Here is a 15,704-nt window from a genome sequence, read left to right as displayed (position 1 = left end):
GTCGGGTTCTCCGTCACATCGGGAAGAGGAGGAGCGCGCCGGCGGTCAGGGCCAGCAGGCGGATGACGTACATCGGGATCGTGAACTTCCAGAACTGGATGAGCGAGTACTTCCCGACGCCCATCACCATCGCGGGGAGCCCGTCGATCGGCAAGAAGTGGCCGTTCCAGCCGGAGATGACGATGGCGACCGCAGCGGCCGCGGGGTTGAGCCCCAGGCTGACGCAGGTCGCGATCGCCAGTGGCGCGAAGACGTACACCGTGCCGATCGTCGACCCCGTGAGGGTCGCGAGGACGCTCGTCAGGACGCAGAACGCGAACACCAGCAGGAAGGGACTGACGTCGCCGCCGAGCAGCCCGGCGACCGACTTGCCGACGAGCTTCGTGAGCCCGGTCGCACCGAGCGCCTCCGCGATGCCGATGACGCCGGCGGACATGATGATGATCGGCTGGCTGATGGCGTCGCGGATCTCGGTGAAGTCGAGGACACGCGTGATGAGCAGGACCGCGACGGCGAGTCCCGTGATGGCGTAGCCCGCGTCACCGATGGAGCTGTACGAGATCATCCCGGCGATGGCCAGGACGAAGCAGAAGTACGTCGCCAGCTGCTTCCGGCGGTCGAGCCTCGGCGCGGCCACGGTCGCGGTCGCGCTCGACGCGGCGATCGCGGTCGCGTTCGCCTCGGCGGCGTGCGGGCCCGGTGCCGCGGGGTCGGTCGCCGTGTCGGCGTGCACCCCGGAGGCGTCCGTTCCGGCTGCGGCGGTCGTGCGAGCACCGGCCAGGGCCGGCTCCTTCGCCCCGGTCGGGGTCGTCGCGCCGGTCTCGTCGTCGGTGATGGGGTGGTCGGGCAGCATCCGGTACGCGATGAGGCACCAGACGAGGAACCCGAGGCTGAGCACGAGGTTGACGATCGAGAACCGCACCAGGTCGATGTTCTCCCGCACGCCGGCCGCCTCGAGCACCGCGACGACGATGCCGTACTGCAGCGCCACGTTGAAGGGGAGCATCGGGTGGTTCGCGGCGAAGCCGGCCGGCATGAGGACCTTCGACGGCGGCAGCTTCTTGTTGTACGCGAGCGTCGACAGGAGGCCGATGACGAGGACGTAGTAGGCCGTGGACCCCGTGCCGAAGATGCTGCAGCCGAGCATGACGAACACGACGATGAGCACGTAGGCCCGGAAGCCGCCCTTCGTCCCGAGTCGGGTGATCATGCGTTTGAAGCCCGAGACGAGGTCCGTCTTCTGCAACGCGGCGATCACCGCCATGAACGAGGCGAGCATGATGATCGTCGCGTTCGCGAAGCCGCTGAAGGCGACGTTGATCGGGACGACGTTGAACACCACCATGAGGAGGCAGGCGATCAGGGGCGGGACGCCGAACGGCAGGCGGTCGATCATGATCAGCACGATCATGAGGACGGTGATCGCGAGTGCGAAGACCATGGGGAGGGTCATGCTCGCTGCTCCTTCGCAGAGAGGGCCGGACCGGCGGAGGTGGATCGCGTCGACACGATCGCCGCGAGGACGTCGGCAGGCAGGTACACGTGCTTGATCGACTTGCGGTGCCAGGTGTAGGCGATGTGCAGTCCCCCGGCCGGGTCGGGGAGCACCGAGGGGTAGGACAGCTCGCGGTTGAGGCTCTCGCGGCTGTTGTTCGAGAGGCAGTACCCGTCGCCGTTCTCGATGTCGTAGGCGGTCGGCCAGGACCGCCCGTCGGGGCTCGAGACCACGAGCGTCATCGGCGCACGCGGGGCGCCCCAGAACGCGCTCGGTCCGTCGGCGTCGAGTGACGGTTCCGCGACCGGCGGAACACCGTCGGCCGCATCGGCCGCCAGGCCGTCGTCGTCGATCTCGTCGTACAGGGAGACCCGGCGGCTCGTCGCGTCGTCCTTGCTCGCGTGGTTCATCACCATCGCGATCCGGCCGTCGTCGAGTGCGCGCGCCTGGATGGACGAGTTGTTGTTCGGGAGGTCGATCGGCCGGCACGGCTCCCACGTCATCCCGCCGTCCGTCGACGACGACTCGTACACGTGGTCCGCCCAGCGGGAGCGGAAGCACGCCCAGAGCACGCCGTCCTCGCGCGGCACGATGTCCATGTGCACGCACCCGCTCGACTCGGGAACGGCGACCTCGGACCAGGTCTCCCCGGTGTCGTCCGAGTACCAGACCGACGCGGTGTCGTCGTTGCCGACCCACTTCTCCCCGGGGACGGTCCGGCAGTTGAACACCGGCAGCAGGATCCGACCGCTCTCGAGCACGACGGGGGTCTGCCGCACGAACACGCCGACGGGCGCGTCGTCGCCGAGGAGCGCCGTCGGCTCACTCCAGGTCACGCCGCCATCGAGGGAGGTCCGCCGCCGCACCTCGGAGGTGTCCTGGTTGCCGGCGATCTGTGCGGTGTAGAGCAACCAGACGGCGCCGTCCGGCGCAGTGAAGAGGATCGGGTTCTGCTCGGAGCGCGCAGAGTCGAAACTCAGCTGCACCGGGTCGAGCCAGCGATCCGTCCCGGCGGGGAGCCGCGAGAGGTGGACGGAGATGTCGGAGACGCCTTCCTGCGTGCCACCGAACCACACACAGGCGAGGTCTCCCCCGGGCAGGAAGGCGAGGTTCGCCGCGTGGCACTGCACCGTCGGTGTGGGCAGGAGCGCTTCGGCACCCCCGTCGGACCGGGCTCGCAAGAGCCCATCGAAGTCACTCATGCGGGGGTCCTCCAGTCGACGATGACGGTGGGCACCAGTACCTGGTGCAGTTCTTCAGTGAACGTCCCTTGCAACCCGCGGCGTTCGACCCCGGAAGGGTCCTCGTGGCTCGGGTTGCGAGGAGGTCAGTCTGCCAGGATTGCTCGAAGCGCGCAATATCTCTGCGCACAACATGCACAAGTGCTCCTTCATCCGGCGAGATGGGGATGAGGCCGCTCAGAACGCGCGGCCGAAGACAAGCACGTCCGACCCGGCGGTCGAGGGTCGTCGTGTCAACGACCGGACCCGCCGGAGCCCGAGACGACCCGGAGGTCAAGCCGGTGGTCTTCTGCACCACATCCGTGCGAGGGTCGAGACATGCTGCACCCCAAGACCGTCGTCATCGCCGGCTGCGGCGACCTCGGCACCGAGGCCGCCCTCCGCTTCGCCGACCTCGGGTCCCGCGTCGTCGGGCTCCGTCGTCGCGCGGAACTCCTGCCCGCACCGATCGAGGGCCGGAGCACCGACCTGCGCCAGGACGTGCCCGAGATCGACGCCGACACCGCGATCGTCGTCGTCGCCCTGGCCGCGGGCAGCCGGGACCCGGACGAGTACCGGGCGACCTACGTCGACGGCCTCCGGAACGTGCTGGACGGCATCGACCGGTCGGGAGCGCGCCCACGGATCGTCGTCGTGTCCTCGACCGCGGTGTACGACGTGTCCGACGGCAGCGAAGTCACCGAGGAGACCCCGGCGACCGGCGGGACGCCCACGGCGCAGGTCCTCGTGCAGGCCGAAGCGCTCCTCCGCGAGCGAGCTCCGGGTGCGGTGCTCCTCCGACTCTCGGGGATCTACGGGCCCGGGCGCGAGCGGCTCATCGACCAGGTGCGATCCGGCGCGGCCCGACTCGCGCCGAGCCCGGGGGCGTCTCCCCACACGAACCGCATCCACCGCGACGACGCCGCGGCCGCGATCGTGCACCTCGCGGCACTCGACGACCCAGCACCGACCTACCTGGGCACCGACGACGAGCCGGTCCGGCTCGACGACGTGCTCCGGTTCCTCGCCGACGAACTGCAGCTTCCGGCACCGCAGCCCGGCCCGGCGTCCGACCGGCAGGCCGGCGGTGACAAGCGGCTGTCGAACGCGCTCCTGCGGTCGACCGGCTTCACGTTCCGCTACCCGACCTTCCGCGAGGGCTACCGCGCGGTGCTCGCCGGCGAGGGTGCACGGCACCGCTGACCGCGGACGAGGGTCGAGGGCCGAGGGTCGAGTTCGGCCAGTCCGGTCTCAGTGCCCCCGGTGGTCCTGGATCGTCATCCGCGGCCCGAACGCCGGCTTCCGGAACCCCGACCCCGAGATGAGCCGCACGACCCGTTCGCGGTGCCCCCGCCACGGTTCGAGCAGTTCGAGCATCCCGTCGTCGTCGACCGGCCCTCCGGTGAGTGCCCATCCGACGAGGGCGGGCACGTGGTAGTCCCCGACGCTGGGCGAGTCCGGGTCCCCGTGCGACCGCTGCGCCGTCTCGGCAGCGGTCCACGGTCCGACGCCGGGGATGGACTGCAGCCGACTCGCGACGAGCTCCCCGCCGCGGCCGAGCGCCAGCGTCCGTTCGAGTGCGGGCGCGACCTTCACGACGCGCATCACCGTCGCCGAGCGCCCGGGCTCGATGCCGGCCTTGTGCCACTCCCAACTCGGGATGCGCGCCCAGGTGTCGGCGTCCGGCGGGACGACCATGCCCTCGGGAGCCGGGCCGGGTGCGGGCGTGCCGAAGCGTCGGACGAGGTACCGCCACGCACGCCAGGCCTGCCGCGAGGTCACCTTCTGCTCCATGATCGCGGGCACGAGCATCGCGACGACCGTGTTCGTCCGGAGGAGCCGTAACCCCGGCTGGCGGTGTCGCGCCTGTTCCAGGAACGCGTGCGCGGACACGTCGAGTTCGGACCAGTCGTCACCGCGGCCGACGAGGTCCGGTCCGTGCGACACGGCCCACGCGGCTCCGGCACCCCACGCGCTGATCGCGACGGCGTCGCCGACGGCCCGGACGAGGACGGATGCCGGCCCCTCCGGGGTGCGCAACGCGAGCCACACGTCGGACCCGACCACCCGGTGCGCCGGATCGCCGGAGCCGCGCGACAGGGGCCGCAGCGTCGCGATCACGTCCACCGGGCCTCCCGGCCGGTAGACGGTGTCGACACGGCGTAGGTCGACGAGCGGGTCGCGATCCTGCTCGTCGTCGCCGGTCGACGCCGCAGCGGATCGGACGGAAGCCATGCAGGGATCGTAAGCGTCGGCACGGACACCGGCGACCGCGGCCGACGCTCCCACGGCGGTTGTCCACGACCTCGGGTCACAGCATGGCGATACCGGAGTCGCGTCGGCCATGATGAGGGGGTCCACCGAACCCGACATCGGAAGTCCTCTCCATGCGCATCGGCATCCTCACCTCCGGCGGCGACTGCCCCGGTCTCAACGCGGTCATCCGGGCCATCGTGCTCAAGGGCATCGCGATCCACGGCCACGAGTTCGTCGGCTTCCGGGACGGCTGGCGGGGCGTGGTCGAGGGTGACATCGTGCCGCTCGGGCGCAAGGACATCCAGGGCATCGCGAAGCAGGGCGGGACGATCCTCGGCACGAGCCGGACGAACCCGTTCGAGGGCCCGAAGGGCGGCGTCGAGAACATCACCGCGACGCTCGAGCGGCACGGCATCGACGCCATCGTCGCCATCGGCGGCGAGGGCACGCTGGCCGCCGCGAAGCGCCTCACCGACGCCGGGCTCAAGATCGTCGGCGTCCCGAAGACGGTCGACAACGACCTCGGCGCCACGGACTACACGTTCGGCTTCGACACCGCGGTGGCGATCGCGACCGAGGCGATGGACCGCCTCCGCACCACGGGTGAGTCCCACTCGCGCTGCATGGTCGCGGAGGTCATGGGCCGGCACGTCGGCTGGATCGCCCTCCACTCGGGCATGGCGGCGGGCGCGCACGCGATCCTCATCCCCGAGCAGAAGACCTCCCTCGCGCAGATCGCGGAGTGGGTCCAGGCCGCCTACGACCGCGGGCGTGCACCGCTCGTCGTGGTCGCCGAGGGGTTCGTCCCCGACCACGAGGACACCGCCCACACCGAACGCGGCCTCGACGCCTTCGGCCGACCGCGCCTGGGCGGCATCGGCGAGCGCCTCGCCCCGCTCATCGAGGAGATGACGGGCATCGAGACCCGCGCCACGACGCTGGGGCACATCCAGCGCGGCGGCACCCCGACGGCCTACGACCGGGTGCTCTCGACCCGGCTCGGCCTGGCGGCGATCGACGCCGTCGTCGAGGAGCGCTGGGGCCGGATGGTCGCCTTGAAGGGCACCGAGATCGTGCACGTCTCCTTCGAGGACGCGCTCGGCGAACTGAAGACCGTGCCGCAGGACCGGTACGACGAAGCCGCCATCATGTTCGGCTGACGCCGGGCGCCGGGACCTCGATCAGTCCTCGGCCACCGGGGTCGCACAACACGCCGCCGGCCGTTCGCCGAGGTCGCACGACATGCCGTCCGCTCCGGAGACGAGCGGCATGTCGTGCGACCTGGAGCGTGTGGCCCACCTGCATCGGCTGCGCCCGCGCCCGACCGGGAGGCCCGGGGTAGCGTCGCGCGCATGACCCGCGCCGTCCTCGTGTCCCGTTCCGCCGCCCCCACCGTCACCGACGTCGACCTGCCCGCCCCCGGCGACCGGGAGGCCCTGGTCACCGTCACGCGGTCGAGCGTCAACTACAAGGACGGCCTGGCCGTCGCCGGCGACCCCGGCGTCGTGCGGGCCGACCCGCTCGTGCCCGGCATCGACGTGGTCGGCACCGTGGCCGCGGTCGGACCGAACGTGCAGGACGTGGCGGTCGGCGAGCGCGTGGTCCTGACCGGCGCGGGCGCGGGCGAGACCCGGCACGGCGGCTGGGCGGAGCAGTGCGTCGTCCCGATGGACGCGCTCGTCTCCCTGCCGGACGGCATCGACGACGAGTTGGCGGCAGCGATCGGCACGGCCGGGTTCACCGCGATGCTCAGCGTCCTGGCGCTCGAGCGCGGAGTCGCCCCCGAGGACGGGCCGGTCCTGGTGACCGGAGCCTCGGGCGGGGTCGGCACGGTGGCGATCGCCCTGCTCGCGGCCCGCGGGTACCGGGTGACCGCGTCGACCGGTCGGCCGGAGAACGGCGACGCGCTCCGGGCCCTCGGCGCGGCGGACGTCATCGACCGCGCGACGATCGCCGAGCCGGGGAAGCCGATGCAGCGCGCGGTGTGGGCCGGCGCGGTCGACAGTGTCGGTGGTGCGACCCTCGCGAACGTCCTCGCGGCGACGCAGTACGGCGGCTCGGTCACGGCGTGCGGGTTGGCGCAGGACACCTCCCTGCCGACGACGGTGCTGCCGTTCATCCTGCGCGGGGTGTCCCTGCTCGGCATCGACTCGGTCGCGGCGCCGCTCGACCTGCGGCAGCGGGCCTGGGCACGGCTCGCGACGGACCTCGACCCGGCGCTGCTCCGGGCGGTGACCCGCACGGTCGGCCTCGCCGAGGCGATCGAGGTCGGCGCGGAGGTCGTCGCCGGACGGGTGCACGGGCGGACGGTGGTCGACGTCACGCGGTGATCCGGGCCTCCCGGCCGGCGGTGCCGACGGGGCTGCACCGGTCAGCACCCGGGCGGGCACGGGCGGCGGCGGCCCCCGCTCCTGCGCCCGCTCCTTAGCAAGCGTTTGCACAATGTCACGTTAGGATTTGAGTACCGAACACCTTCACTGAGGAGACCCGGATGCCGGTACCCAAGTCGACCGTCGAGAACTCGCCCCGGAAGCTCCTCCGCGACGTCGTCCTCGAGAAGATGCTCGCCGCGATCCAGGACGGCACCCTGCAGGCCGGGGAACGCCTCAACGACGACGAGCTGGTCGCCTGGCTCGGTGTGAGTCGCACCCCCATCCGCGAGGCGATCGCGAAGCTGGTCGACTACGGCCTGGTCGAGATGGAGGCGAACCGCTACACGCGCGTCGCCTCCCCCACCCGCGAGCAGTACGACGACGCCTTCCAGGTGCTGTTCGGCATCGGTGAGCTCGCCGCCCGCTGGTCGTTCCCCCGCTTCGAGGACGCCGACGTCAAGGCGTTCGGCAAGATCCTCGACGACATGCGCACGCACGCCGAGGCCGAGGACCGCGCCCTGAACGACGACATCGACAAGGCGATCGCGTTCATGGTCGCCAAGTCGGGCAACGAGCTCCTCGTGAAGACGAGCGAGTCGCTGCTGAACCGCGCGAAGTTCGTCCGCATCGGTGAGCCCGAGTTCGTCTTCTGGGACGTCGCGGACGCGCTCGACGGCTTCCGTGCCGCCGCGAAGGGCCGCGACGGTGAGGCCGGCGGCGCACTCGTGCGCGGACTCGGTCGCGCCATGGCCGAGCACCTCGCCACGGCACGGGCGGCGAAGGCCGCGGAGGCCTGATCCGGCGACCGGTCGGCCCCGCCACCCACATGTGGCGGGGCCGTCCTGCGTCCTGCGTCGTACGTCCTGCGCAAGGATGGAGACGTGACCGACGTCCTGCTCCGCGCCACCGCCCTCCGTGTCACCCGCAGCGGACGCGACCTGCTGCACGACGTGGACCTCACCGTCCGCAGCGGGGAGCACTGGGCGCTGCTCGGCTCGAACGGCGCCGGCAAGTCGACCCTGCTCGGGGTGCTCGGCGCCACCGGACACCCGACCGCCGGCCACGTCGAGGTGCTCGGTCGACAGCTCGGACGCGTGGACGTCCGTGAACTCCGTGAGCACATCGGGCACGTCGACCCTCGGCACCGGATGCTGTCGCCGCTGACCGTCCTCGAGACCGTGCTGACCGGGCGCACCGGGACGACCGACCTCATGACGCGGTGGGAGCCGACGGCCGACGACCTCGTCCGTGCCGAGCAGCTCGTCGCCGACGTCGGACTCACCGCGCGCCGCGACGCCCGCTGGCCGGTGCTGTCGCAGGGCGAACGGGGACGTGCGCTCATCGCACGGGCGCTGCTGTCCGACCCGCGGCTGCTGCTGCTCGACGAACCCGCGACCGGACTCGACGTCGCCGCACGGGAGCACCTGCTCGAGACCGTCGACGCCCTCCGCGTCCGGCAGCCGGAGCTCGGCAGCGTGATGGTCACCCACCACCTGGAGGACCTGCCGGCCTCGACCTCGCACGCGATGCTCCTCCGCGACGGGGGCGTCGTGGCGCAGGGGCCGGCGGACGAGGTCATCACCTCGGCGCTGGTGTCGGCCGCGTTCGACTTCCCGCTGGCGGTCGAGCGCAGCGGTGGGCGCTGGCACGCACGACGGGCGGACTGAGGCGGGCGGGCCTCCCGGCTGGCGCGGACCGGTCGCGCGACCGCGGTCGTCCCGTGGCCACGAGACGCCCCCGTCAGTGACGGACGCCGCCTTCGTCGCAGCACGCCGTCGAACAGGGCGGCGTCTCGCGCACTCGGCGGCGTCACGGGCAGACGCCTCCGTCACGGGCAGACGGCGGCGTCTCGCGCACCTCGCGGACGGGCCGACGGGAGGCGCGGCCCCTCCGGACCGCGCCTCCCGTCCGTCGTCGGCTGGCTACTCGGTCGCGGCAGCGGCCGCCTTCGCGGCAGCCGGCAGCGCGTCGAGGATCTGCGACACCGCGCGCTCGTCGTGCGCGGCGGTGAGGAACCACGCCTCGTACACGCTCGGCGGCAGGGTCACGCCGGAGTCGAGCATGCTGTGGAAGAACGCCGCGTACCGGAAGGCCTCCTGCGCGCGGACGTCGTCGTAGTCCCGCGGCGGGGTGTCCAGGAACGCGAACGAGAACAGGTTCCCGGCGTGCTGGACGGTGTGTGCGACGCCCTCGGCCGCGAGCGCCTCGCTCGTGGCCCGGGAGACGACGTCCGCCGTCCGGTCGAGGTGCGCGTAGACGTCGGCGGTCGCGGCCCGGAGCGTGGCGATGCCCGCGGCCACCGCGAGCGGGTTCCCGGACAGCGTGCCCGCCTGGTACACGGGGCCGAGCGGGGCGAGGAAGTCCATGACCTCGCGGCGCCCGCCGAGTGCGGCGAGGGGCATGCCGCCGCCGATGACCTTGCCGTAGGTGACGAGGTCGGGCTTCCACCCCGTCCCCTCGGGCACGGTGCCGTCCGCTTCGAGCCCCCACCAGCCGGCCGGGCCGACACGGAAGCCGGTCAGGACCTCGTCGACGATGAGCAGCGCGCCGTGCGACTGCGTGATCTGCGCCAGGGCCCGGTTGAACCCGCGCTCCGGGGCGAGGACGCCCATGTTCGCGGGGGCGCCCTCGACGATCACGGCCGCGATGCGCTCCGAGTGCTCGTCGAAGGCGCGACGGACGGCGTCCAGGTCGTTGTACGGCAGCACCAGCGTCTGCGCGGCGGTCTCGGCGGTGATGCCCGCGCTGCCGGGCAGTGCGAGCGTGGCGACGCCCGAACCGGCCTCGGCCAGGAGCGAGTCCGAGTGGCCGTGGTAGTGCCCGGCGAACTTCACGAGCAGGTCCCGGCCGGTGTAGCCGCGGGCCAGGCGGATCGCCGTCATGGTCGCCTCGGTGCCCGTGGACACCATGCGGATCTTCTCGATCGGACCGTCGCCGTCCACGTGCACGCGCTGCTTCACGAGCTCCGCGAGTTCGGTCTCCCCGGGCGTGGAGGCACCGAACGACAGACCCCGGGCCGCCGCCTGCTGCACGGCCTCGACCGTGCCGGGGTGCGCGTGGCCGAGGATCGCCGGGCCCCACGAGGCGACGAGGTCGACGTACTCGCGACCCTCGGCGTCGGTGACGGTGGCGCCCTTCGCGGACACCAGGAAGCGGGGCGTCCCGCCGACCGAGCCGTAGGCACGCACCGGCGAGTTCACGCCGCCGGGGATGCTGTCCTTCGCGCGGCCGAACAGGTCGTCATTGGTGGTCATTCGGGTGCCTTCCCGGTCGGTGCGATGCCGGCGACGTCCGCCGAGCTGCCGGAGGTGCGCAGGCCGGCCTCCTCGTTGAGCTTGCGGGCCATGTCGACCGCGAAGTAGGTGAGGACCGCGTCGGCGCCGGCGCGCTTGATGCCGATGAGGGCCTCCATCGCGGCGGCGTCCCGGTCGATCCACCCGTTCTGGGCGGCGGCGGTGATCATCGCGTACTCGCCGGAGATCTGGTACGCCCAGACCGGCACCGGTGAGGTGTCGGCCGTGCGGGCGAGGACGTCGAGGTAGCTCATCGCGGGCTTCACCATGACGATGTCGGCGCCCTCCTCGATGTCCTGCTCGACCTCGCGGAGGCCCTCGCGCCCGTTGCCGGAGTCGAGCTGGTACGTGCGGCGGTCACCCTGCAGGGTGCTCGCGACGGCCTCCCGGAACGGTCCGTAGAACGCCGAGGCGTACTTGGCCGCGTAGGCGAGCAGCGCGGTGCCGGAGTGCCCGGAGACGTCGAGCGCGTCCCGGGCGGCGGCGATCTGGCCGTCCATCATGCCGCTCAGGCAGACGAGCTCGGCGCCGGCCTCGGCCTGGGCGACCGCCATGTCCCGGTAGCGGAGCAGCGTCGCGTCGTTGTCGACCGAGCCGTCCGCCGCGAGGACACCGCAGTGCCCGTGGTCGGTGAACTCGTCGAGGCACAGGTCGGACTGCACCACGAGGGCGTCCCCGACCTCTTCCTTCGCCACGCGGATCGCGACGTTGAGGATGCCGTCCGGGTCGGTCGCGCCGGAGCCGACCGCGTCCTTGTGCTGCGGGACGCCGAACAGGTTGACGCCACCGATGCCGACCGACGCGGCCTCGTTCAGTGCACGGCGGAACGAGTCGAGGGAGTGCTGCTGCACCCCGGGCATGCTCGAGATGTCGATCGCGTCGGTGGCGCCTTCGCGGATGAACATCGGCAGCACGAGCTCGGCGGGGTGGAGCCGGGTCTCGGCGACGAGACGACGCATCGCGGGGGTGGCGCGGAGACGTCGGGGGCGGACCTGGGGGAAGCGGCCGGTCACGGGTGGCCTTCCTGTTCGGGGGTGGATGGGTCGAGGGCCTCGACGACGGCGTCGAGGAGGGCTTCTGCGGACCGTTCGGCGGCGACGACGTCCACCGGCAGGCCGGCGGCGCGGGCCTCGTCGGCGGTGCCGGGGCCGATGCAGGCGATCCGGGTGCGGGGGTCGAGGGGGGTGAGACGACGAGCGACTTCGCGGGCGATGCTGCCGCTCGTCACGAGGACGACGTCCGGCGCGGGGTCGCCCGGGATCGGCGCGTCACCGGTCCCGACCGTACGGTACGCGACCACCTCTGACACGTCGATGCCCCTGGCCCGCAGGCCGTCGACGAGGGTGGGTGCGGCCAGGTCGGAGCGCGGGTGGAGGACGACTCGGGCGTCCGCCGGGAGCGCCCGCACGAGTCCGGCTGCCGAGTGGTCGTCCGGCACGAGGTCGACGGTCCACCCGACGGCGCGGGCCGCGCGGGCGGTCGACTCGCCGACGGCGGCGACGCAGACCCCGGCCGGGAGGCCCGGCAGGCGTTCCGCGAGCACCCGCACGGTGGTCGCGCTGGTCACCACGAGCCAGTCGTCGCCCGCTCGACCGGCGCCCTCGCCGTCGAGGTGCGACGACTCGCCGCGTGCGGGTCGTCGAGGTTCCACGATGTCGGAACCTGACGCCTCGAGGTTCCGGAATTCGGGAACCGGCGCGGGGCGGCCGGCGCTGGGAGCCGCTCCGGCCCGCTCCGGAGCCGGGGCGGGGCGGCCGGCCGCGAGCCGGGCGACCATCCGGTCGAGGGGACCGGCGTCGAGCGGCGGCGCGTCGGTGACGAGCGGGACGATGCGCGGGTCGAGCCCGCGCGCCGCAGCTGCCGCGGCGACCCGTTCACCCCATGAGCCACCGCGCGGGACGACGACCACGGGCCGGGGCCCGGTCCTGTCGTCCCGCGTGGTGTCCGTGGTGATCGTCGCCCTACTCGGTCGTGGTGGCGGACGTGTCGGACGGCCCCTCGGTACCGGGGGTGTCGAGGCCGGGGCCGACGGTGTGCCCGGCGTCGTGCTCGGCCGAGTCCGACCCGGCGGAGTTCGACAGGTCGGCCAGCTCGGCGGCACCGTTCTCGAGCAGCTCGGCGGCGACCCGGTCGGCGACGGACAGGGCCTCGTCGAGGCGGTCCTGCGCCGACCCGTCGAGCACGGCCGCGTGCGACGCGGTGCGGTACTCGGAGCCGTCGGGGCGGTAGACCGTCGCCGAGACGAGGAGCATCTCGGCGTCGACGACCGCGGTCGCGCCGATCGGGGCGGAGCAGCCGGCCTCGAGCTTGGCGAGCACCTCGCGCTCGGCGGTCACCGTCAGGCGGGTCGGGGCGTGCTCGATCTTCCGGAGCGCGGCGAGCAGGTTGCGGTCGTCCTCGTCCGTGCGGATCTCGACCGCGAGCGCACCCTGGCCGGGCGCACTCGGCCAGAACCCGAGGTCGAGCAGCTCGGTCGCGGCATCGAGCCGTCCGATGCGTCCGAGCCCGGCGGCCGCGAGCACGACCGCGTCGAGGTCGTCCTCCACACGGGCGAGCCGGGTGTCGATGTTGCCGCGGATGTCGACGACGTCCAGGTCCGGCCGGTCCGCCTTGAGCTGCGCGACACGGCGGGGCGACCCCGTGCCGACCTTCGCGCCCTCGGGCAGGGTCTCGACCGTGGCGCCGTTCCGCGCCACGAGGACGTCACGAGCGTCGGCACGCTTCGGCACGGCACCGATCGTCAGGCCCGGGTACGGCGCGGTCGGCAGGTCCTTCAGCGAGTGCACGAGGACGTCCACCTCGCCCGCCACGAGCGCCTCGCGCAGCGCGGACGCGAAGACGCCGGTACCGCCGAGGGACGCCAGGGAGGCCCGGTTCGTGTCGCCCTCGCTCGTCACGGTGACGAGTTCCACCGGACGGCCGGCGGCCTTCGCCAGGCGGTCGGCGACGTCCTGCGACTGGGCGACCGCCAGTCGGCTGGCACGGGTGCCGAGCCGGATCGGGGCCGGGCCGTCGGTCGCCGGGGTGCTGGGGTGGTCCGCGGTCGCCTCGGTCACGGAGCGACGCCGGCGGCTGCGGGCTTGAACCCCGCTCGCACGTTCTCGCAGCACCCCGGACGGCACACGTCGTACCAGGGGCCGATGTCGGTCATGTGCGGACGCTCGGCGGTCGGCGTGCCGTTGACCCGCTCGAGCACGAGGTCGACGAGACCGGCCACGTAGGCCGGGTCGACGCCGGGGGTCTGCGTGCGGAGCGACCAGAAGCCGAGCTCGCCGGCGGTCTCGGTGGCTTCTTCGTCGAGGTCCCACATGACCTCCATGTGGTCGCTCACGAAGCCGAGCGGGACGATGAGCACGGCGCGGGTGGGGCCGCCCTTGAGCTCCTCGTTCATGTAGTCGTTGATGTCGGGCTCGAGCCACGGCTGCGTCGGGGGACCCGAGCGCGACTGGTAGACGAGCTTCCAGGCGGGCTTCGACGTGCCCTGCAGGTGCGCGTGCTCGGGCTGCTCGAGGAGTTCGGTCCATGCCTGGTCGAGGACGACCTGGCCGACGGCGAGGTGCTGCGCCTCGTACGCACCGTGCTCGTCGAAGCCCCGGTAGTCGGGGCCGGAGCGGGCGGCGTCGGTCGACGGGATCGAGTGCGTGGAGAACAGCACCTGGAGCTCCGTCGCGACGTCGAGGCCGTCGTTCTCGGCGATCGCGCGGGCCAGTCCGTCGCGGACCCCGTCGATGAACGGCCGGACGAAGCCGGGGTGGTCGAAGAACTGCCGGACCTTGTCGATCTGGATCGTGTCGATCAGACCGGTCTCGTCGAGCACGCGGGCGTAGTCCTCGCGGTACTGGCGGCAGCTCGAGAACGACGAGTACGCGCTCGTGGCGATCGCGATGAGCTTGTTGTAGCCCTTGTCGGCCGCCTCGGTGAACGCCTCCTCGAGGTAGGGCTCCCAGTTGCGGTTGCCCCAGAGGACGGGCATGTCGATGCCCCGCGAGGCGAGCTCGGCCTCGAGCGCGGCCTTGAGCGCACGGTTCTGGGCGTTGATCGGGCTGACGCCGCCGAAGTGGCGGTAGTGGTGCGCCACCTCCTCCAGGCGCTCGTCCGGGATGCCGCGACCGCGCGTGACGTTGCGGAGGAACGGGATGACGTCGTCCTGACCCTCGGGCCCACCGAAGCCGGCGAGCAGGATCGCGTCGTACGCGGTCGGCACCTCGACATGCTCCGGGCCGGACGCGGCCGCAGCGGTGGCGGCGAGGACGGGCTGGCCGTTCGTGATCATGCTGGTGTCGGTCATGACAGCACCTCCGGGAGTTCGGCGGTCGTCACGCGACGACCCGTGTAGAAGGGCACTTCCTCGCGGACGTGCATGCGGGCCTCGGTGTAGCGGAGGTCGCGCATGAGGTCGACGAGGTCGACCAGGTCCGGGCTCTCGAGCGGCAGGATCCACTCGTAGTCACCGAGGGCGAAGGACGCGATGGTGTTCGTCAGGACGCGGCGGTACTTCGCGCCGGCGATGCCGTGGTCGCGCAGCATCTTCGAACGCTCTTCCTCGGGCAGCAGGTACCACTCGTACGAGCGCACGAAGGGGTACACCGTGATCCACGGCTCCGGGTCCTTGCCGCGCAGGAAGGCCGGGGTGTGCCGCTTGTTGAACTCGGCTTCCCGGTGCATGGCCATGGCGTGCCAGACGGGCTCGGCCTCGGCGAAGAGGGCCGTGCGGCGGATCTCGCGGAGGACCGCCTGGATCGCCTGTGCGTCGTCGCCGTGCAGCCAGATCATGACGTCCGCGTCGGCCCGGAAGCCGGAGACGTCGTAGAAGCCGCGGATGGTGACGCCGCGCTCGGCAGCCGCGGAGACGACCGCGTCGAGTTCCGCGACCGCATCCGCACCGCCGGGTCGGACGGCGCCGACCGGGCGGCGGAAGACCGCCCAGAGGGCGTAGGCCGTGAGCAGGTTCGGGTCGATCCCGGAAGCCGGGTCCGTCTCGTGCGCTGTGCTGGCCGCTGGTGCTGCGGGAGTTGCTGGGGTGGGCACGTCAGTGCTCATGGATCGGTCGTCCTCCACGTTCGCCGGG

Annotated in this window: 14 protein-coding genes; 5 read left to right on the top strand and 9 right to left on the bottom strand. The window is 72.4% G+C overall.

What is annotated here, in order from left to right; translation table 11 throughout:
• Positions 1–13 precede the first annotated feature (13 nt).
• A complete protein-coding gene (locus DEI84_RS02055; protein WP_110889472.1) occupies positions 14–1,453 on the bottom strand; it encodes an SLC13 family permease in 1,440 nt (479 codons plus the stop codon).
• The gene (locus DEI84_RS02050; protein ID WP_110889471.1) at positions 1,450–2,697 is read right to left on the bottom strand and encodes an exo-alpha-sialidase; all 1,248 of its coding nucleotides are present in this window, start codon (positions 2,695–2,697) and stop codon (positions 1,450–1,452) included. The genes DEI84_RS02055 and DEI84_RS02050 overlap by 4 nt, the downstream gene beginning before the upstream one ends.
• A gap of 357 nt (positions 2,698–3,054) precedes the next feature.
• Between DEI84_RS02050 and DEI84_RS02045 the strand changes: the two genes are divergently transcribed.
• A complete protein-coding gene (locus tag DEI84_RS02045; protein WP_110889470.1) occupies positions 3,055–3,918 on the top strand; it encodes an NAD-dependent epimerase/dehydratase family protein in 864 nt (287 codons plus the stop codon).
• A gap of 48 nt (positions 3,919–3,966) precedes the next feature.
• Here the strand turns inward: DEI84_RS02045 and DEI84_RS02040 are convergent, their stop codons facing one another.
• The gene (locus DEI84_RS02040) at positions 3,967–4,950 is read right to left on the bottom strand and encodes a DNA-3-methyladenine glycosylase (RefSeq protein ID WP_258367486.1); all 984 of its coding nucleotides are present in this window, start codon (positions 4,948–4,950) and stop codon (positions 3,967–3,969) included.
• A gap of 152 nt (positions 4,951–5,102) precedes the next feature.
• Here DEI84_RS02040 and DEI84_RS02035 point away from each other — a divergent pair, with 152 nt between their 5' ends.
• The 4 genes from DEI84_RS02035 to DEI84_RS02020 all read left to right on the top strand — a co-directional run bounded on the left by DEI84_RS02035 (position 5,103) and on the right by DEI84_RS02020 (position 9,010).
• Positions 5,103–6,131, top strand: coding sequence for a 6-phosphofructokinase (locus DEI84_RS02035; RefSeq protein WP_110889469.1), 1,029 nt, complete (start codon positions 5,103–5,105; stop codon positions 6,129–6,131).
• Positions 6,132–6,323: 192 nt separating this feature from the next.
• Positions 6,324–7,301: an MDR family oxidoreductase gene (locus tag DEI84_RS02030; protein ID WP_110889468.1), complete on the top strand. Its 978-nt coding sequence runs from the start codon at positions 6,324–6,326 to the stop codon at positions 7,299–7,301.
• Positions 7,302–7,462: 161 nt separating this feature from the next.
• A complete protein-coding gene (locus tag DEI84_RS02025) occupies positions 7,463–8,140 on the top strand; it encodes a GntR family transcriptional regulator (protein WP_110825709.1) in 678 nt (225 codons plus the stop codon).
• A gap of 84 nt (positions 8,141–8,224) precedes the next feature.
• Positions 8,225–9,010: an ABC transporter ATP-binding protein gene (locus DEI84_RS02020; RefSeq protein WP_110889467.1), complete on the top strand. Its 786-nt coding sequence runs from the start codon at positions 8,225–8,227 to the stop codon at positions 9,008–9,010.
• A gap of 255 nt (positions 9,011–9,265) precedes the next feature.
• Here DEI84_RS02020 and hemL read toward each other — a convergent pair whose 3' ends face one another.
• The 6 genes from hemL to hemQ are packed head-to-tail and all read right to left on the bottom strand — an operon-like array spanning position 9,266 to position 15,676.
• Positions 9,266–10,597, bottom strand: coding sequence for a glutamate-1-semialdehyde 2,1-aminomutase (gene hemL / locus DEI84_RS02015; RefSeq protein WP_110889466.1), 1,332 nt, complete (start codon positions 10,595–10,597; stop codon positions 9,266–9,268).
• Positions 10,594–11,649, bottom strand: coding sequence for a porphobilinogen synthase (hemB, locus tag DEI84_RS02010; protein ID WP_110889465.1), 1,056 nt, complete (start codon positions 11,647–11,649; stop codon positions 10,594–10,596). The genes hemL and hemB overlap by 4 nt, the downstream gene beginning before the upstream one ends.
• Positions 11,646–12,545: a uroporphyrinogen-III synthase gene (locus DEI84_RS02005; protein WP_110889464.1), complete on the bottom strand. Its 900-nt coding sequence runs from the start codon at positions 12,543–12,545 to the stop codon at positions 11,646–11,648. Before DEI84_RS02005 ends, hemB begins: the two co-directional genes overlap by 4 nt.
• 52 nt (positions 12,546–12,597) lie before the next feature.
• Positions 12,598–13,692, bottom strand: a complete 1,095-nt coding sequence (gene hemC / locus DEI84_RS02000) for a hydroxymethylbilane synthase (RefSeq protein WP_110889463.1) — start codon at positions 13,690–13,692, stop codon at positions 12,598–12,600.
• Positions 13,689–14,924 (bottom strand): ferrochelatase, encoded by a 1,236-nt coding sequence (locus DEI84_RS01995; RefSeq protein WP_181420304.1) that lies wholly within the window; start codon positions 14,922–14,924, stop codon positions 13,689–13,691. The genes hemC and DEI84_RS01995 overlap by 4 nt, the downstream gene beginning before the upstream one ends.
• Entirely contained in the window at positions 14,921–15,676 is a 756-nt protein-coding gene (gene hemQ / locus DEI84_RS01990; RefSeq protein ID WP_110825714.1) for a hydrogen peroxide-dependent heme synthase, read from the bottom strand. Before hemQ ends, DEI84_RS01995 begins: the two co-directional genes overlap by 4 nt.
• Positions 15,677–15,704: the final 28 nt, after the last annotated feature.

Source organism: Curtobacterium sp. MCBD17_023 (assembly GCF_003224415.1).
Classification (GTDB): domain Bacteria; phylum Actinomycetota; class Actinomycetes; order Actinomycetales; family Microbacteriaceae; genus Curtobacterium.
This window is presented reverse-complemented; position numbering and strand designations above follow the sequence as displayed.